16 protein-coding genes and 1 riboswitch are annotated in these 18,347 nt (G+C 70.2%); of the genes, 9 read left to right on the top strand and 7 right to left on the bottom strand.

Annotated features, from left to right (window positions below; all coding sequences use genetic code 11):
- Positions 1–9: 9 nt before the first annotated feature.
- A riboswitch (ZMP/ZTP riboswitch) is annotated at positions 10–118 on the bottom strand.
- A gap of 65 nt (positions 119–183) precedes the next feature.
- Both ACZ7HT_RS05875 and exaC read left to right on the top strand, forming a co-directional pair.
- Positions 184–1,713 carry a GAF domain-containing protein gene (locus ACZ7HT_RS05875; RefSeq protein ID WP_471160280.1) on the top strand — a complete coding sequence of 510 codons (1,530 nt, stop codon included), beginning with the start codon at positions 184–186 and terminating at the stop codon, positions 1,711–1,713.
- Between the two features lie 43 nt (positions 1,714–1,756).
- Positions 1,757–3,280 carry an acetaldehyde dehydrogenase ExaC gene (gene exaC / locus ACZ7HT_RS05870; protein ID WP_471160277.1) on the top strand — a complete coding sequence of 508 codons (1,524 nt, stop codon included), beginning with the start codon at positions 1,757–1,759 and terminating at the stop codon, positions 3,278–3,280.
- A gap of 172 nt (positions 3,281–3,452) precedes the next feature.
- Here the strand turns inward: exaC and ACZ7HT_RS05865 are convergent, their stop codons facing one another.
- Complete coding sequence (locus ACZ7HT_RS05865; RefSeq protein ID WP_471160274.1) at positions 3,453–4,166, bottom strand: hypothetical protein; 714 nt, start codon at positions 4,164–4,166, stop codon at positions 3,453–3,455.
- Positions 4,167–4,837: 671 nt separating this feature from the next.
- Positions 4,838–5,035, bottom strand: a complete 198-nt coding sequence (locus ACZ7HT_RS05860; protein ID WP_246532729.1) for a helix-turn-helix transcriptional regulator — start codon at positions 5,033–5,035, stop codon at positions 4,838–4,840.
- Positions 5,036–5,375: 340 nt separating this feature from the next.
- Here ACZ7HT_RS05860 and ACZ7HT_RS05855 point away from each other — a divergent pair.
- Positions 5,376–6,439 (top strand): IS630 family transposase gene (locus tag ACZ7HT_RS05855; protein ID WP_471160270.1). Its coding sequence is split into 2 segments (ribosomal slippage): positions 5,376–5,823 and positions 5,823–6,439, totalling 1,065 coding nucleotides; the frame shifts between segments, so codons are not numbered across the junction.
- Between the two features lie 17 nt (positions 6,440–6,456).
- Here the strand turns inward: ACZ7HT_RS05855 and ACZ7HT_RS05850 are convergent.
- Positions 6,457–6,870 (bottom strand): hypothetical protein, encoded by a 414-nt coding sequence (locus ACZ7HT_RS05850; protein ID WP_184931761.1) that lies wholly within the window; start codon positions 6,868–6,870, stop codon positions 6,457–6,459.
- 369 nt (positions 6,871–7,239) lie between these two features.
- Between ACZ7HT_RS05850 and ACZ7HT_RS05845 the strand changes: the two genes are divergently transcribed.
- From ACZ7HT_RS05845 to ACZ7HT_RS05830, 4 genes are all read left to right on the top strand, one after another.
- Positions 7,240–7,884 (top strand): hypothetical protein, encoded by a 645-nt coding sequence (locus ACZ7HT_RS05845; protein WP_471160267.1) that lies wholly within the window; start codon positions 7,240–7,242, stop codon positions 7,882–7,884.
- Positions 7,885–7,907: 23 nt separating this feature from the next.
- A complete protein-coding gene (locus ACZ7HT_RS05840) occupies positions 7,908–8,444 on the top strand; it encodes a flavodoxin domain-containing protein (protein ID WP_221518487.1) in 537 nt (178 codons plus the stop codon).
- Between the two features lie 436 nt (positions 8,445–8,880).
- The gene (locus ACZ7HT_RS05835; protein WP_184931872.1) at positions 8,881–9,507 is read left to right on the top strand and encodes a CBS domain-containing protein; all 627 of its coding nucleotides are present in this window, start codon (positions 8,881–8,883) and stop codon (positions 9,505–9,507) included.
- A 63-nt stretch (positions 9,508–9,570) separates the two neighbouring features.
- Positions 9,571–10,260 carry a response regulator gene (locus ACZ7HT_RS05830; RefSeq protein ID WP_467458103.1) on the top strand — a complete coding sequence of 230 codons (690 nt, stop codon included), beginning with the start codon at positions 9,571–9,573 and terminating at the stop codon, positions 10,258–10,260.
- A gap of 1 nt (position 10,261) precedes the next feature.
- Here the strand turns inward: ACZ7HT_RS05830 and ACZ7HT_RS05825 are convergent, their stop codons facing one another.
- From ACZ7HT_RS05825 to ACZ7HT_RS05810, 4 genes are read right to left on the bottom strand one after another with little or no spacing between them, the layout of a single operon-like run.
- Positions 10,262–12,022, bottom strand: coding sequence for a sensor histidine kinase (locus ACZ7HT_RS05825; protein ID WP_471160263.1), 1,761 nt, complete (start codon positions 12,020–12,022; stop codon positions 10,262–10,264).
- A gap of 24 nt (positions 12,023–12,046) precedes the next feature.
- Positions 12,047–14,668: a cation-translocating P-type ATPase gene (locus ACZ7HT_RS05820; RefSeq protein WP_184931874.1), complete on the bottom strand. Its 2,622-nt coding sequence runs from the start codon at positions 14,666–14,668 to the stop codon at positions 12,047–12,049.
- Positions 14,669–14,675: 7 nt separating this feature from the next.
- Positions 14,676–15,536 carry a universal stress protein gene (locus tag ACZ7HT_RS05815; RefSeq protein WP_471160259.1) on the bottom strand — a complete coding sequence of 287 codons (861 nt, stop codon included), beginning with the start codon at positions 15,534–15,536 and terminating at the stop codon, positions 14,676–14,678.
- On the bottom strand, positions 15,533–16,435 hold the full coding sequence (locus ACZ7HT_RS05810) for a universal stress protein (protein ID WP_471161097.1): 903 nt from the start codon (positions 16,433–16,435) through the stop codon (positions 15,533–15,535). The genes ACZ7HT_RS05815 and ACZ7HT_RS05810 overlap by 4 nt, the downstream gene beginning before the upstream one ends.
- A 248-nt stretch (positions 16,436–16,683) precedes the next feature.
- Here ACZ7HT_RS05810 and ACZ7HT_RS05805 point away from each other — a divergent pair, with 248 nt between their 5' ends.
- Together ACZ7HT_RS05805 and ACZ7HT_RS05800 are read left to right on the top strand one after the other, a co-directional pair.
- Positions 16,684–17,307, top strand: coding sequence for a CBS domain-containing protein (locus tag ACZ7HT_RS05805; RefSeq protein ID WP_471160257.1), 624 nt, complete (start codon positions 16,684–16,686; stop codon positions 17,305–17,307).
- A gap of 22 nt (positions 17,308–17,329) precedes the next feature.
- Positions 17,330–18,331, top strand: coding sequence for an Acg family FMN-binding oxidoreductase (locus ACZ7HT_RS05800; RefSeq protein WP_471160255.1), 1,002 nt, complete (start codon positions 17,330–17,332; stop codon positions 18,329–18,331).
- Positions 18,332–18,347 lie beyond the last annotated feature (16 nt).

The following is an 18,347-nucleotide window of genomic DNA, read 5'->3' as shown; positions in this document are numbered from 1 at the left end:
CTCTGACCGGTGGTTCGCCCAGGCGCACGGCATCGGCACGGTCGCGCCGCAGGGGGCACGCTCCGCCGGGCCGCTCCCCGGTGGTGATCCACCTCAAGCGCCAGTCACGGCCCGGGCACCACTCTACGTGAGGGGCCGGGGGCCGCTCCCGGACAGGGTGCATATGCCGAGGTGCGAGGGAGCTTGTCGGCGGCCGTCGGGCGCACCACGATGGCCGCGACGGGCCGGGACGACCTCGACGAGGAGGCCGAGTTGAGCGATGCGTGGGTGGCCGCGGAGCCACGGACGGAACGGGACGAGGAGGCCGGACGGCGGCGCGGGGGCACCGACCGGAGCAGGGCAACGCGCCGGGCCACGGCCGTCGACCGGCACTCCACGGTCGTCGACGACGGGAGCAGGGTCGTCGACGGCGGGAGCAGAGCCGTCAACGACGGGGGCAGGGACGTCGACGGCGGCGGTACGGACGCCGACCGACCCACCACGGGTGCCGACGACAGGAGTACGGACGCCGACCGGCCCTTCCGGGAGGCGCGCCCACTGGTGGCGGCGTCCTGGCGCCGGTCCGTACGCGCGCGCGTGAGCCCCGACGGGGCGGCGCGGGTGGAGCTGGACGAGGACGAGCTCGGCGCGTACCGGGAGGCGCACCCGCTGTCCGCGGCGATGCCGGTGATCCGGGAGCTGATGGGGGCGTACGCGACGGACGGGGAGCACCTCCTCGCGGTCTGCGACGCGGCCGGGCGGATGCTGTGGGTCGAGGGGCATCCGGGGACCCTGCGCAAGGCCCGGGGGATGAACTTCGTGGCCGGGGCCCGCTGGTCGGAGGCGGCCGCCGGGACGAACGCGCCGGGCACCGCCCTGGCCGTGGACCGGCCGGTGCAGGTCGTCGCCGCCGAGCACTTCCGGCGTCCGGTGCGGGCGTGGACCTGTGCCGCGGCCCCCGTGCACGACCCGTACAGCGGGCGGGTGCTCGGCGCGGTCGACATCACGGGTGGGGAGCGGCTCGCGCACCCGCACAGTCTCGGCTTCGTGCAGGCGGTGGCGCGCGCGGCCGAGTCCCAGCTGGCCCTGCTCGGGCCGGCCCCGGACCCGGGGCGGATCCGGCTGTCGGCGCTCGGCCGGGACGAGGCGGTGCTCTCGGTGGGCGGGCGGCGGCTGCGGCTGAGCCGCCGGCACAGCGAGATCCTGGTGGTCCTCGCGCACCGGCCGGAGGGGGTGGGCGGCGACGAGCTGCTCACGCTCCTGTACGAGGACGAGTCGGTCACCCCGGTGACGCTGCGGGCGGAGCTGTCCCGGCTGCGTGCGCTGCTCGGCCCCGACGCGCTGCGGTCGCGGCCGTACCGGCTCGCGGGGGCGGTGGACGCGGACTTCGCGGCGGTCGACCGGAAGCTCGCCTCGGGGGCCGTGGCGGCGGCGGCCGGGGACTACGCGGGCCCGCTGCTCCCGGCGTCGACCGCCCCCGGGGTGGTACGGCTGCGGGAGCGGCTGGCGGGCCGGCTGCGGGCGGCGCTGGTGGACCGGGCCGATCCCGGGCTGCTCTCCGACTGGGCGTACAGCGCGTGGGGCGAGGACGACGTGGTGGTGTGGCGGGCGCTGTGCGCGGCGGTTCCGGCGGCCCAGCTTCCTCCCGTACGGGCGAGGCTCGACTCCCTGGAGGCGGAACTGTCCGCCGGTGCAACGGGCTTGCAACGTTCGGGTCACCACACTCGGGCGTGAGCGCCGGCCAGGGACGGCCGGCGCGTCGAGGGAGGCCATGCCCATGACCCGTTACGCCGCACCCGGTACCGAGGGCGCGCTCATGTCGTACCAGGCCCGCTACGACCACTGGATCGGCGGCGAGTACGTCGCCCCGGCGGGCGGGCGCTACTTCGAGAACCCCAGCCCGGTCGACGGCCGGCCCTTCACGGAGGTCGCGCGCGGCACCGCCGAGGACGTGGAGCGCGCCCTCGACGCGGCGCACGCGGCGGCCCCGGCGTGGGGGCGGACGGCGCCGGCGGAGCGGGCGGCCGTCCTGCTGAAGATCGCGGACCGCATGGAGAGCAACCTGGAGGCGCTCGCGGTCGCCGAGACGTGGGACAACGGCAAGCCGGTCCGGGAGACGCTCGCCGCGGACATCCCGCTCGCGATCGACCACTTCCGCTACTTCGCGGGGGCGCTGCGGGCCCAGGAGGGCGCGCTGAGCGAGATCGACGACGACACCGTGGCGTACCACTTCCACGAGCCGCTGGGCGTCGTCGCGCAGATCATCCCGTGGAACTTCCCGATCCTCATGGCGGTCTGGAAGCTGGCCCCGGCGCTGGCCGCGGGCAACGCGGTGATCCTCAAGCCGGCCGAACAGACCCCGGCCTCGGTGCACTTCTGGCTGAGCCTGGTGGCGGACCTGCTGCCGCCGGGTGTCCTGAACGTCGTCAACGGCTTCGGCGAGGAGGCCGGCAAGCCGCTGGCGTCCAGCCCGCGGGTCGCGAAGATCGCCTTCACCGGCGAGACGACAACGGGCCGCCTCATCATGGAGTACGCCTCGCAGAACCTGAAGCCGGTCACCCTCGAACTCGGCGGCAAGTCCCCCAACATCTTCTTCGACGACGTGTGGGCGGCGGACGACGACTTCCGCGACAAGGCGCTCGAAGGTTTCACGATGTTCGCCCTCAACCAGGGCGAGGTCTGCACCTGCCCCTCGCGGGCCCTCGTCCAGCGGGGCCACTACGCCGACTTCATGGAAGCGGCGGTCGCCCGCACGGAGAAGATCGTCCCGGGCCACCCCCTGGACACGGAGACGATGATCGGCGCCCAGGCCTCCGCCGACCAGCTCCGCAAGATCCTCTCCTACCTGGAGATCGGCCAGAAGGAGGGCGCGAAGATCCTGACGGGCGGCCAGATCATCGAGCACGGCGGCGAGTTGGCGGGCGGCTACTACGTCCAGCCGACCGTCTTCGAGGGCGACAACCGCATGCGGATCTTCCAGGAGGAGATCTTCGGCCCGGTGGTGGCGGTGACCTCCTTCACCGACTTCGACGACGCGATCCGCACGGCCAACGACACCCTCTACGGCCTCGGCGCCGGCGTCTGGACCCGCGACACGAACACCGCCTACCGCGCGGGCCGCGCGATCCAGGCGGGCCGCGTCTGGACGAACTGCTACCACGCCTACCCGGCCCATTCTGCTTTTGGAGGCTATAAGCAGTCGGGCATCGGCCGAGAGACCCACAAGATGATGCTGGACCACTACCAGCAGACGAAGAATCTGCTGGTGAGCTACTCGCCGAAGAAGCTCGGCTTCTTCTAGCTGCACGAAAGAAGGCGCCTGACCTGGGGTTTTCCCCGGGTCAGGCGCCTTCTTGGAGTGCACGGCCCCTCCCATGGGGGAGGTGTCGAAATACCCCCCTTCTTCCAGTTCATCCCACCGGTATCCCAGTCCTGACCGGCAGTTCCGGGCCATACACGGGCCAGATTGCGGCTCAGCCCTTGGGGCTGCTGTCCTTGCTGCGCCGGCTCCACTCCTGCATCGACTCCTCGATGAGCCGGTTGGAATGCTCCTGCAGACCGTCCAGGAACTTGGCGTAGTACTGGAAGAGCACTTGGATGCTCTGGCCGGCCCGGCGCGCGCATTCGGCAGGATCCACGCCGGAGTGCAGCCAGAACGAGATCCCGGCGTGCCGGAGGTCATAGGGCCTCTTGGCGAGCAGCGTAGGCTGCTCGCTGGGAGCCAGGGCCTTCTTACGGGCCCGCTCCCACGTCTTGCCGTAGGCCGCTGCATCAACGTAGCCGCCGGCCGCATTGCGAAACACTCGGCCATCGGGCGCAACGCCGAAGCGATCGACGTGATTTCGCAGTGTGCGCACGAACGACGGCGGTATCGGCACGGGACGTGTGGCCTTGACGGCTCGCCGCTTCAAGGAGTGCACTTCGTGGACCTCACCATCGTCCGTCCACTCCTTGCCGGCCGTGACGACACCTCCGCTCAGGTTGAGCATGCCCCAGCCGCTCTTCGGCAGATGGCACTGTGAGATCTGCAGGTGGATGACCTCCGCCGGACGCATGGCCGCGTAGTACATGCAGCCGAAGAACGCCTCAAGGTGCGGGCCGCGACCCTGTTGTTCGCCAACAGCGGTCAGCAGGCGAGCAACCTGGGTCGGGTTCGGCACGCAGGCCGGGTCCACTTCCTCGCTCACCCCAGGAGCCTGCCACTTGACCCTTGCGAGCGGATTCTCCGTGAAGTATCCCTTGTCGACGGCAGTTCCGAGGACCTCGCTGAAGGCCGATCGCTTCCGCAGGGCGTCTTCGCCGCGGCGGACTCTCCGTCGATCTTCCGGCCGAGCGCGTCCAACGCCCTGCGCACGACGTCTGGTTCCATCAGCTCACTGACGGGCAGTGAGTGCCGCTTCATCCAGTCGAGGGCATGCTGCCATTCGGCGGACGGCTCACTCTCCCAGGCTCGCTTGTTGAACGCCCATGAATACAGCGCGCGCCGCAGAACCCTCGGCTCCGAGTAACGCGCTTCGCGCCTCACCAGCGCGGGCGTAATGGTGGCAAGTGCATCAGCGAGGGTACGACGGGTGTTGCCAGGCGTTCGATCCCATCGCTCATCGATGTAGGCATGAGCCAGGTCGTACCAGGTTGTCCGCTGCCTAATGGCGCGGATCTCGGAAGCCGGCAGACCAGTCTGCTCGTCGAACGCCTCACCGTCACGCGCGGCCGTCATGAGCTTCGCTCGCCGGCTCTCGGCCAGCCCCTTGGTAATAAAGGACTCCGACCGCTCGCGGCCGTTGACCGTCCATCGGACCTCGAACGGCTTGCGACGCTTCGGCCGCTCCCGGATGGTCCCAGAAGCGGACCTTGTAACTCATCGCCATTCAGGCGTATCCCTTTCGCACGCCTGCCACCAGGCGTCGAGGTCGGCACGACGGCAGCGGAGTTCGCCGTTCGGCAGCTTGATCATTCGAGGAGCCTGGTTGCGGGCACGCAGACGGTAGAACGCCGAGGTACTCATGCGGATCTCCGCCAGGACCTCAGCGAGCTTCAGCGCAGGGGGACGAGCCATTTCTTCCTTTCAGTCGGGGACAGGAAGGGCTACACAGGCGCAAATTACAAGGAAGCACTGCGTAGTCCCGGGACAGTGCGTCCGCCAGCTCCACTACCAAGCACGGCCGATGCGGACGAACATCAATGGTCGCGAGGATCGCCGGTTTGGCCAACCGGCGATCGTGGGCTATGTTGCGCGCCCCGCGCCCATGAGCTCGCAACACCTTGGATCACCAAATAGGCCAGCCGCGCAGGCGCAGACGCACAGTCGACAGTGACCGTTCCTTACTGAACTTGATTGGGTGATGTCGGGGATGTTTGCCTGACGTCGGCCTGTCGGCTGAGGTAGCTGTGGGGCTGTGAGGTACGCGCAGGGCGGCGGGCTGACCGACGCCGAGAGAGCCGCGCGGGAGCGGATCCGGCTGCAGGCCGTGGAACGCTTCGAGGGCGCGGAGAAGAACCGGGAAATCGCTGCCGCGCTGCGAGTGAGCGAGCGGTCGGTGGAGCGGTGGCGCCGGGCTTGGCGCGAGCGAGGCGAGGCCGGGATCCTGTCGAAGGGATCGCCCGGACGTCCCAGGCTCAGCTCCGTTCAGATCGCGCGGCTGGAGCGGGAGTTGGAGCGTGGACCACTGCTCCACGGCTGGGCCGATCAGCGGTGGACGATGGCGCGAGTCAAGACGCTGATCGGTCGACTGTTCCACGTTTCCTACACGGTGGAAGGCACGTGGCGGCTACTGAAGCGGCACGGCTGGTCATGGCAGCAGCCCACCCGCCGGGCGATCGAGCGCGACGATGCGGCGGTTGACCTGTGGAAGAAAGAGGTCTGGCCACGGGTAAGAGCTGTGCGGCGGCGTGCAACGGCTGGATCGTCTTCGAGGATGAAGCCGGCCAGTCGATGACGCCGCCGCGCTCTCGCACCTGGGGACGGATCGGCCGAACCCCGGTCGTCCGGGTTCGCGGCCGAGGCTCCGGACGGGTGTCGATGGCGGGTATGACCTGCTACAAGCCGGGCGAGCGGTCCCGGCTGATCTACGCCATCCGCGAGTACCGAGGGCGCAAGGGCGAGCCGAAGGGCTTCGGCTGGCGGGACCTCCGCGACCTCTTGGTGCGTGCCCGCATCCAGCTCGGCGGACCGATCGTGCTGGTCTGGGACAACGTCCGCCTCCACCTGACCGCCGGGATGCGGGAGTTCATCGCCGCGAATGCCGCCTGGCTCACCGTGTTCCAACTCCCCACCTACGCGCCAGACCTGAACCCGCAGGAGGGCATTTGGTCGCTGGTCAAACGCGACATCGGCAACCTCGCCGCAGCCGACCTGGGCCAGATCACCAGGGCCGTGAAGCGCAGGCTCAAGCAGATCCAGTACCGCCCGGATCTCGTCGACAGCTGCCTTGCGGGCACCGGCCTCATCACGGACGACTGACCGGCGCTGCGGATTCGTCAGTCGCCGTAGTACCGGTCGTAGGAGGCGGAGCGCTCCTCCACTGAGAAGCCCTCGAATTCACCGTCTGCCTCGAGCTCGCGCAGTCGATCCAGAGCCGCTGCCGCAGCAGGTGCACAGTTGGCCGAGAGGTGGGCCTTCGTCGCGTCGAGCCCGTGCCCGAGTAGGAATTCGATGTCGATCGAGCACGCTGCGTCGAAGCTGGCTTGCTTCGCACTCCAGATCAGGAGCACGTCGTCGACGTCGCCGCTGTTGAACAGATAGAAGCAGCAGAGCCTCATCAGCTCGGTGTCGCCCTCGCCCTGGGAGCGTCGCTCACGCGCCGTGTGCTCCCGGAGGAGTGTACGGATCTCGTCGAGGTCCGCGTCGACGGGACGCAGCCCATAGCGGCGCCAGCATTCCTCGACATCCATCACTGGTCTCCCTGATCGTCCGGCCCGGCCCGGTGCCTATCGGCCCCACCCATCGCCGTTCGGTTGGACGACGGCCCTCTGCCGGTCACAGTATGCACACCGAGGGCCGGCCCATGTGGGTCGGCGGTCACCGGCGCAGGTGACCGATGGCGCACGCCACCCGACATCACCCAATCAAGTTGAGTATCCAAAGGATCAAGCCTCGTGCGACAGAAGCAGACCACCGATTGCCAGCAGCGTCGCGCCGTGACCCCGCGACGCCGACCTTCCCGTGATCACCTCGGCAGCGGTGCCTCGTCGGACCGTTCGACCCCGGCGCGCGACTGTCCTGTGGGCCAGACTGGTGGTGTCGGATCCGGGGAGGTCTCCATGGATACCCAGCCGAGCGTTACCGCAACAGCCGAGCCTCTCCTGCTCGACGCGGCTCTGCCCGAGTTCCGGTTCTCCCGCCTGGAGTGCGCCGTGATCGCCGCCGCGCCGGACGTCGTGTACCGCGCGGCCCGTGATCTGGACATCCTGTCCATTCACTCGCCGCTGTTCGACGTGGGCACGTGGGCGCGTGGAGTGCCGGACCGAGTGCGCCGTCGGCCCGTGGCCACGCCACCTTCGATGCGGGTGTCCGACCTGTTCGACACCGCCGCAACCGGTGATCAGGGGGGCCTGGAGGTCCAACCCTGGGTTGCCCTCGGGGAGCGCGCGGGGCGCGAAATCGTCTTCGGGGCGGTCGGCAAGGTGTGGAAGCCCACCATCGAGTGGCGCCGTGTCGAACCTGGTGACTACGCGGGCTTCGAGGAGCCCGGCTGGGCCAAGATGGCCGCCGCCTTCGTCGTCCATCCCTACGGGGCACGCCGGTCCCTCCTGACCTATGAAGCGCGTACCGCTTGCACCGACCCGGCTTCCACCGCTCGGTTCGGCCGCTACTGGACGCTGGTTTCCCCGGGCGTCGGCATCGTGCTGCGCGGAGCGCTGCGAGCGATCGAAGCGGCAGCGGAAAGCGGAGAAGGAAGCACTTGAGGAGATGAGTCGTGATGCGTGCTGTGATCGTGTACGAGAGTCTGTTCGGCAACACGCGCGAGATCGCTGACGCGATCGGAGAGGGCGTGAAGGAAGCACACCCGGACGCCGAGGTCGAGTGCGTGGCAGTGGTCGACGCCGTCCCGGAGCGCATCGGCCCCACCGACCTGCTGGTCGTCGGCGGGCCGACCCATATACGGGGCATGACCACCGGGATGAGCCGGAAGATGGGGCTGAAGGCCGAGAGGCAAGAAGCTGAGAAGGGGGAGCGTCCCTTCACTCCCGAGGAGGGCGCCGAGGGCCCTGGGGTCCGCGACTGGTTCCACGACACGCTCCCTAAGGCCCACACCGGCACCCATGCCGCCGCGGCCTTCGACACTCGGGCGGACATGCGGCTGGCCGGGGCCGCCGCCAGCGGCATCGCGCGTCGGCTGCGCGGCCATGGCTACGAACTCGTCGCGGAACCGGAGGGATTCATCATCGAGGACACCGAAGGGCCGCTCCGCGCAGGCGAACGGGATCGCGCAAGGGCGTGGGGTGCGGCCCTCCAGGTCGCTTGACTGATCCACCTGGAACGCCACTGGCAAGCGTGGGAGTACCAAGGCCCACAGGCGACCGTGGCCGGTGGGCGAAGATCAGGGCCGCGCACATCCTGGTTCGCCGCTCGTCCGCACCGCGGGGGACGAGGCGGGCTCGTCTCGCCTCGCCTCGCACGGGCCGAAGAGGGCCCCAAGGGGGCCATCCGGCCCTCCTGTCCTTCACGGAACGCGGCCAGACTGGAGGAGACACCGATGCGGAGGCCCCGGTGAGCGGCAAGCGACCCGCACGTCGCCGACCCCGTCAGCACCGGCGAACTGTTCGGCTGTTCGTGGCTGTTCGAGCCGTACCGCCGGCAGTGCTCGCCCACCGTCTCCTCTCCGTCCGTGTGCGGCTGCTGGATCTCCACTGCCACGCACGGAAGCGGCCCGTAGATCTTCACCCCTCTGGGAGAACGTGATGCCCGCCTCGCGCTACACCGTCAGCGACGTCATGACCCACACCGCCATCGCCATCGGGCGTGACGCGCCGTACAAGGAGATCGTCGCGCTCATGGACCAGTGGAAGGTGAGCGCCCTGCCCGTTCTGGAGGGGGAGGGACGGGTGATCGGGGTCGTATCGGAGGCCGATCTGCTGCCGAAGGAGGAGTTCCGCACGGACGAGCCCCGCCCGGACGAGTTCGCCGCGGCGTCCAAGGCCGGAGCCGTACGGGCCGGGGAACTCATGTCCAGCCCGGCCGTGACCGTCCATCCCGACGCGACGCTCGCCGAGGCGGCACGAATCATGGCGACGCGCAGGGTGAAGCGCCTGCCCGTGGTCAACGACGTCGGCATGCTGGAGGGCGTGGTCAGCCGGAGCGATCTGCTGAAGGTATTCCTCCGTACGGACGCCGAGATCGAGCAGGACATCCGCCGCTCCGTCCTCGGCGAGCCGGCCGCCACCGTGGGACTGGATGTGACGGTCGCGGACGGTGTCGCCACGGTCCGCGGGCCGCTCGCCGACCGGTCGATGGTGCCGCTGGTCGCCCGCGCCGTGCGGGCCGTGGAGGGCGTCGTCGACGTCCGCATGGATCTCGGTGCCCCTTGAGCCGCTCTATGACGGACAATCCTTGTGGGGGCGGGTACGAACCCACCGACCGCAGGGATCGCCATGAACGATCTGACGACAGCCGATGCACCGACGCGGGTCTTCCTCGTCGACGATCACGAGGTCGTCCGCCGGGGACTGCGCGACCTGATCAACGACGAACCCGACCTTGAAGTGGTCGGTGAGGCGTCGACGGCGGAGCAGGCGCTGGCCCGGGGGCCGGCGCTGCGGCCGGACGTGGCGGTCCTCGACGTGAGGCTGCCGGACGGCGACGGGATCTCCGTCTGTCGGGAGCTGCGCTCTCGGATGCCCGAGCTGGCCTGTCTGATGCTGACCTCGTTCGACGATGAGGACGCGCTGCTCGACGCGATCATGGCCGGTGCGGCCGGATACGTCCTCAAGCAGATCAAGGGGTCAGACCTCGTGTCGGCGGTACGGACCGTGGCCACCGGGCAGTCGATGCTGGACCCGGCCACCACCGCGCGGCTGATGCACTCGCTGCGGGACCCCGAGGCGGCGAAGCCGCCGGAGGACGAGCGGCTCGCGGTGTTGTCCGAGCGAGAGCGGTCCGTACTCGAACTGATCGGCGAGGGGCTGACCAATCGGCAGATCGCCAAGCAGCTCTACCTGTCTGAGAAGACCGTCAAGAACCACATCTCACGGCTGCTCGGGAAGCTGGGCGTGGAACGCCGGGTACAGGCCGCCGTCATCGCCGCGCAGGCCCACGAGCACGACGCCACCGAGGAGGCGTAGCTCAATCGCGCTCGGTCGGCAGCGGGATCCGCCACTCGAGCACCGTGCCGCTGTCGCGCTCCGCCCGCGCGCGGACTGACAGGGTGCCGCCCAGCCGCTCGGCCCGTTCGGCCAGGTTCCGCAGCCCACTGCGCCTGCCGCCCTGCGGTATGCCCACGCCGTCGTCGCTCACCGTCACCGCCAGCACGCCCTCGTCGGCAACGACCGACACCTCGGCCCGGCGAGCCCGCGCGTGCCGGGCCACGTTGGTGAGGGCTTCACCGATGACCCCGATCACCTGTTCGGCCGCCTCAGAGGGAACGTCCGTGTCGAGGAGGCCCTCCATGCGCAGGGCGGGGGCAAATCCGAGTGTGGTCGCGGCCTCGTCCACCGCCTTGGCCACCCGGCTCCTCAGCTTCGGGGCGGTTCCGGGGGTGTTGTGCTCACGGAGCCCGAAGATGGTCGACCGGATGATCTTGATGGTGGCGTCCAGATCGTCGATCGCCCGTCCCAGCCGGTCCACGGCCTCCGGGTGCTCTACGAACCGCCGGGCGCTCTGCAGCGTCATCCCCGTGGCAAACAGGCGCTGAATCGCCAGATCGTGCAGGTCACGGGCGATCCGGTCGCGGTCCTCCAGGAGGCTCACCTGCTCGGCGTCACGGCGGTGGTCGGCCAGCTCGAGCGCGAGTGCCGCCTGCCCCGCGAATCCGGGGAGAGCAATGATCTCCGCCCCTGTGAACGGAGACCGCCCATGGCGCCGCGCGAGGATCAGCACCCCGTTGAGTCGCTCCTTGGTGCCGACCGTGACGGCTACCGCCGGTCCGAACCCCTTCCACCGTTCGGGCTGGACAGTGATGCGCGGTTCGTTCTCCACGTCCGCCACCGTGACCAGGCCGTCCTTCTGTGTGAGGGCGGCGGCCAGAGTTCCCTCGCTGCTCGGCAGGACGACACCTGCGTGCACGTGGGCTCCCTCGCCGCGGGCGAGCGAGCCCCGCAGCTCGCCGTCGTCCCCCACCAGGTAGAAGACCCCCACGTCGGCACCCGCGATGTCGACGGCCTGCTCCAGCATCCCGTCGAGGACCTCGGTCTCCTCCACACCGGACAGGAGGGCGCTGGTCAGGTCGGAGCTCGCGGCAAGCCACCGCTGCCGGAGGCGGCCTTCCTCGTACAGGCGGGCGTTCTCGATGGCGATGCCGGCCGCGACGGACAAAGTGGTCACGACGGCCTCGTCCTCGGCGTCGAACTCGACCCCGCCCCGCTTCTCGGTGAGGTAGAGGTTTCCGAAAACCTCGTCGCGGACCCGGATGGGCACGCCGAGGAAGGTATGCATCGGCGGGTGGTGGGGCGGGAACCCGTACGAGGCGGGATGCTCGGACAACTCGGGAAGCCGCAGCGGTTCGGGGTTGCGGATCAGCTCGCCGAGCAGTCCGTGCCCGGAGGGCAGGTCGCCGATCTGCGCCCGCAGGTCGTCCCCGATACCGACGGGGAGGAACTCCGAGAGCTTCCTGTCGTCCCCGATGACGCCCAGAGCGCCGTATTCGGCGTCCACGAGGGTGACGGCCGCCTCCACGATGCCCCTCAGAACCTGAGGCAGGTCGAGTTCCCTGCCTACGGACATGACGGCTTCGAGGAGCCCGTTGAGAAGGTCCCTGGTGCCCCTCACCTCGTCGATGCGCGCCTGGAGCTCGTCGAGCAGCTCGTCGAGTCTCAGCCGTGGGAGTTTGCTGTCCGCCGGCACCGGCCGCTCGTGCTCCATCATCACCTCCGGCCACGTCGAGCGCATGGTCCTCGTCCGACGGGCACTTCTTCACGGTAGTTCCCGTGTCCCCGACGCTCCAGCCGGGTGTGTCCCACGGAAGGCGTTGCGGACGATTCGCGCGGCAAGGAACCCCGCGGGGGCACCAGCCACGGCGATCCCGATGCCCGCCCAGCCGAGCGGTTCGGTCTCCAGGACCGAGCTCAGGAAGGGCACGTAGAGCGCTGCCCCGGCCAGCAGGGCGGAGGCGAGGACGGACAGGGGAAGGAATGGGTTCTTGCGGGTGAACAGCCGGGCGCGGAGTCCCAGGACAACGCCTAGCTGCGCGGCCAGGAGGGCGAGGAAGAGAACGCTCTGCCAAGCCAGGTCCAGCGCCTGAGCACCGAGTCCCGCGCCGAGGGAGGCTGCTGTGACGACAGCGGCCAGGACGAGCAGGCGTTGCCAGGCGCCTCCGCCGAGGATGTGCTGGTCCGGCGGGCGTGGCGGTCGTCGCATCGCTCCCGGGGAGGCTGGTTCCGCGCCCATGGCGACGCCGGTGAGGCCGTGCGTCAGGAGGTTGATCCACAGGATCTGGCCCGCTCGCAGGGGCAGAGGGAGCCCGAGCAGGGGGCCGATCAGCATGACGAGGATCTCGGCCGCGCCGCCGGACATCCCGTAGACGAGGAAGCGGCGGATGTTGTCGTAGACGCGCCGGCCCTCGTCGACGGCCGCCACGACCGTCGAGAGCTCGTCGTCGGTGAGGACGAGGTCGGCGGCCTGCCGCGCGACCTCCGTTCCGCGTGCGCCCATGGCGACGCCGATGTCGGCCCGGTGCAGCGCGGGTCCGTCGTTGACCCCGTCGCCAGTCATGGCGGTCACGGCTCCCCTGGCTCGCCACGCCTCCACGATGTCCAGCTTCTGCTGGGGGTCCGTGCGCGCGAAGACCCGCACCGAGGTGAGGTCGGCAACGCGACCGGCCGCCACGTCCGCCCCCGTGACGACGTGGGCTTCCGTCTCCCCGCCGTCGCCCAGAAGGGCGACGTGGGACGCCACCGACCGAGCCGTCGCCGGATGGTCCCCGGTGATAAGGACCGGGGTGATGCCAGCGGCCCGGCAGGAAGCGAGGGTCGCTGCGGCATGCGGCTTGGGCGGGTCGCTGAGCGCGACGAGGCCGAGAAGCGCGAGCCCCGACTCCGCCTCGGTGACCGGGCTCGGGATGTCGTTCCGCACGCCCGATGCCACAGCAAGCACGCGATAGCCCTGGGCAGCCAGGCTTGCGGCCTCCTGGCGGGCCGCCGTGAGCGCCTCCGGAGCGTCGCGCAGAACAGCCGGGTCGAGGACAGCCTCGGGAGCGCCCTTCAGACAGACCAGCACCCGGCCCTCCCCGGTCGCGTGCAGCGTGGTCATGCGTCTGCGCAGGCTGTCGAAGGGTGCTTCTCCGAGCCGGGGACGGGTCATCGCCAGTTCTGCGGAATCCGGGCAGCCCGCCTTGGCCGCGGCCGTCAGCAGGGCGGCTTCCATGGGGTCGCCCAGGGCCGTCCAGCGGCCGTCGGGCGCTGCGGGGGCGGGCGGGCGCAGCGTGGCGTCGTTGCACAGGGCGGTCACGGTCAGGAGCTCCGTCAGGGGTTCGAGCTCGTCCGCTTCCGCGGGCCGCCCGGCGACCAGGACCTCGCCCACAGGTTCGTACCCCACGCCCGAGAGCTCGGCGCTCACCCGCGGTGTCCAGACGTGCTGGACGACCATGCGGCCCTCGGTCAGGGTGCCGGTCTTGTCGGTGGCGAGGACGGATACGGAGCCGAGCGTCTCCACCGCGGGAAGCCGCCGCACGAGGGCGTGCCGGGCGACCATGCGCCGGGCCCCGAGTGCGAGTGCCAGGGTGACGACGGCAGGAAGGGACTCGGGGACCGCCGCCACGGCCAGACTGATGGCGGTGACCGCCATCGTGCCGAGCGGGAGCCCCCGCACCAGACCGAGGGCGAAGACCAGGACGCACAGGGCGAGCGTCACGGCCGCGAGGACGCGCCCGAGGGCGGCCAGGCGACGCTGCAGCGGGGTCGGCTCGCGACGTTCGTCGAGAAGAGCCGCGATGCGGCCGAGTGCGCTGCCGGCACCGGTCGCCGTGACCACGGCCACGCCCCGACCACGCACGACGACCGTGCCCGCGCTCAGCGTCGCACCGGCGTCCTTGTCGACGGGCACGGACTCCCCGGTGAGCATGGACTCGTCCACGAGTACCGCGGATGCCTCGGGGAGCTCGGCGTCGGCGGCGACGATGTCGCCCTCACCGACCAGGAGGACGTCACCAGGGACGACCGCCGCCGCCGGGAGGTCGCAGACGGCGCCGTCGCGCCGCACGCGCGCGTGCGGGGCGGTGAGGGCAGAGAGTGCGGCGACAGCGTTGTCGGCACGGATCTCCTGCGCCACCCCGACGGTCGTGTTCACGAGTACGACCAGCCCGATGACGATCGCGTCAGGATGGTCACCGATCGCGAGGGTCAGCACGACGGCCCCGAGGAGCACCATGATCAGCGGGTCCGTCAGTTGGGCCAGAACCCGCTTGTGGAGCGGTACGGGCTTTCTCGCGGCCACCTCGTTGGGACCTGTGTCGGCGAGCCGTCGGGCGGCTTCCTCCTGGGTGAGTCCCGTTGTCTCCCGTACCGGCGCAGGGGCCCGGTGCGGAGCCGACGCCGTCATGGCGCGCTCACCTGGCAGGGACGGTGATCACCGGGCAGTGGGCCCGGTGCAGCAGCCCGTGGGCGACGGAGCCGACGCGCATCCCGGTGTATCCGCCGCGGCCTCGACGGCCGATGACGACGGCAAGGGCGTGCTCGGCGGCGTTCGCGAGCGTCTCTACGGGGGAGCCGATGGGAACCTCGTGGGTGAGCCGGACGTCGGGATACTTCTCCGCCCAGCCCGCGGTGGTTTCCGAGAGCAGCCGCCGCTCGGCGTGGAACAGCGTGTCGGAGCTGTGCAGGGAGAAGACGGGGGGCTGCCAGACGGCGATGGCACGCAGTGCGCAGCGCCGGAGGTCGGCTTCCTCAAAGGCCCAGGCCAGGGCTGCTCGGGAGGACTCGCTGCCGTCGACGCCGACCACGAGGTAGGGCATCTCCTGCGTGACGTGTTCGGCGTCGCCTACGACGACCACTGGGCAGTCCGCTTTCGCGGTGACCGGGACGACCAGGGAACCGGCGCTCAGGTACTCCTCGGTGCGGCTGAGGTGCCGGGATCCCAGCACGATCATGCCTGCGTCGTGTGACAGTCCGGCCAGGACCTCTGCTGGGAACCCGTCGAGAAGGGAGGAAGCAGCCTCGACACCCGGCTGCCGGGCTTTCGCCCAGGCGAGCGCTGTATGCAGAGCTTCTGTTCCCACCTGCCGCTGTGCAAGGTGACGGGGGGTGTCGTCGACGTGTTGGGTGTCGTGGTGCGGTGCTACTGCGACCACCAGGCGCAGTCCCCGTTCTCGCCGGTGAGCCTCGTCCGCGGCCCAGGCAAGGGCCATGTGCCAGTTCTTGATCGGGTCGATACCGACGACGATGCTGCCGCGATCCGTGGTGCTGGTCATGACGTGCTCCCATGTCCGGGTCCTTGCCGAGGGATGAGCTCCACGGGGCAGTGGGCGTGCTGCAGCAGGGTCAGCGTGATCCGGCCGAGCGTCGGTCCGAGGTAGCCGGGCGATCGTCGACCGCCGACGACCAGAAGGTCGGCGTGGTGCGACGCGTCGACGAGAGCTCCGGGAACGCTGTGGCTCTTCTGGCCGTCGGCCTGCACGGTCAGATTCGGGAACTCCTCCCGGAGCTGGTCCGAGACCGAGGACAGTACGTGTACGTGATCGCGGGCGCTCCCGTTGCCACCGTTGCGCAGCGCGGCACGTGAGCCGACCGACAGCCCCACATTCCAGATATGCAGGAGCCGCAGAGGCACCTTTCGCAGCAGGGCTTCGCCGGCCGCCGCACGGCCACAGCCCACGTCGGCCTCGTTCCGGACCGCCGCAAGAACCGCTCCGGCCTCGACGGGCTCTGCGGCCCGGCGCACCACGACCACGGGCGTGGTGGCTTCAGCCGCGACCTCAAGACCGACCGATCCGAGCAACAGCGAAGAGAATCCGCCGAGACCCCGGTGTCCGACGACGATCGTGCCGGTCAGGGCCGCGGCTCGGCGCAGGCTGCCGGGGGCTGCGCCATCAGTGAGTTCCTTGACGACGGCCAGCTTGGGGTGGCGCTCCGTGATCGCCTCTGCGGTACGGTCGAGCAGCTCACGCCCTGCTTGCCGGCTCCTGGCGATCTCCGCCTCGGACAGGAACGGGACCGGTGTGTCCGTGTCCACCGCGTGAACAAGACAGAGAGTGCTGCCCCACAGCGCCGACTCCGCTGCCGCCCACATCACCGCCGCGTCTGCGGACGGTGATCCGTCCACACCGACGACGACCCTGCCGAGGCCGGAACGGGCTGTGGTTCCGTTCATGGCTTCTCCTCCCAGGGGCCGAGAGACCTCCTTCCACTCTGGCAACTGGGCTCGGGAGGCTGGAGGGCCGCTGGGGGCAATGACGGGACCAATAGTCCCCGCCCTCGGCCGGGCGGGGCGCGACCGCTGCAATGACGAGCCCGTTCGGTCCTGAGGGTGGACCGTTCGGCCCTCGCGGGCCCCGCGCGCGCGTCGGAGGGTGGTGGCGTAGGAAGCACCGTCCGGACCCTCGAACGGGAGGCGCGGTGATGAAGCAGATGAAGGTCGGCGGTCTGATGACCGACAACGTGCTCTCCGCCGTCCCTGCGACGTCGTTCAGGGAAGTGGCCAAGATGCTCGCCGAGCACGACATCAGCGGGGTCCCCGTCGTGGACGACGACGACCATGTCGTCGGAGTCGTCTCCGAGAGCGACCTCCTGGCCCGCCACGAGCTGACTGCGCGGGACCTGATGACCACGCCGGCCGTCACCGTTCACGCCGAGGAGACGGTTGCGGACGCGGCACGGCTGATGGTGCGCCGCGGAGTCGAGCGCCTTCCCGTCGTCGACGAAGAAGAACGACTGGTGGGCATCGTGACCCGCCGCGATCTGCTCTGTGTCTACCTCCGCCCGGATGCGGAGATACGGCGCCGCATCCGTGAGGACGTCCTCTCGGATGTCATGGAGCTGCCCGCGGACGCGGTGGACGTGCACGTCCTCGACGGCGTGGTGACGCTGGGCGGCCGCCTCCGGCGGCGGAGTCAGGCCCTGGTGCTCGTCGGACTCGCCGAGCGCGTGGACGGCGTCGTCGCCGTCGTGGACCGGCTCTCCTTCCACGAAGACGACACACCTCTCACCCACCCCACCCGGACTCCCCACGACATCTCTTGGTGAGTCACCGCAGACAGGACGAACCGTGTCCACCACCGCCCTGACCCGACCACTCGTGACGTCGCTGATCGAAGACGCCGTCACGGCTCCCTCGATGCACAACGCACAGCCCTGGAAGTTCGTCCACAAGACCGGCACCGGAGTCATCGAACTGCACGGGGATCCGCTGCGCGCCCTGCCGCGCGAGGACCCGGACCACCGCGCCCTCCACCTCGGCTGCGGCGCCGCCCTGTTCAACCTGCGCGTCGCCGCCGCGCACCGGGGCCTGCGTCCCGTGGTCCGGCTACTCCCCTCTCCCGATGACCCGTGGCATCTCGCCGACGTGCGCTTCGACAGTCCCGACGACGCCGACAGCGAACTGGTCGTACTGCATGCCGCGGTGTCGCGTCGGCACACCAGTCGCTTCCCCTTCACCGAGGAGCAGATCCCCTCCGAGGTGATCGACGGGCTGCGGGGCGCAGCTCTGCTGGAGGGCTGTCGGCTCGTCGTCCCCGGGGCCTGGCACACCGACACCGTCATGGATCTCGTCCACGTCTCCGAGCTGTTCGAGGCGGCGGACGAGGCAGTGCGCGCGGAGATCGCCGCCTGGACGCGCACAGGTGCTGCCGGGGAAGGACCCGGCACCGAAGGCATCCCGGCGTACGCCTTCGGCCCGAGGCAGTACGACGTGACCTCCCCCGTCAGGGACTTCGGCGCTCCCCGCCGGGTGCCCGGCCGGGTGCCCGGCCGGGTCTCGGCACGCTTCGAGAAGAGGCCGCAGATCGCACTGCTCGGTACGGTCGGCGACACCCGGGAGGAATGGCTGAAAGCCGGCCAGGCCATGCAAAGGGTTCTGCTGCAGGCCACCCTCGACGGCCTCTCCACCTCCCTCATGTCCCAGCCGCTGGAGTGGCCGGAGCTCCGTGCCGACGCCCGCGATCCCGGCTCGACGATCGGCTTCGTCCATATGGTGTTCCGCCTGGGCTACGGGCCCCACGGTCGGGCCACGCCACGCCGTCCGGTCTCCGAGGTGCTCACCTTCGACTGAACCGCTTCTCACGGAC

The organism is Streptomyces sp. NPDC037410 (assembly GCF_055602235.1).
The sequence above is the reverse complement of the archived record's forward strand: the minus strand, read 5'-3'. Positions and strand labels throughout refer to the sequence as shown.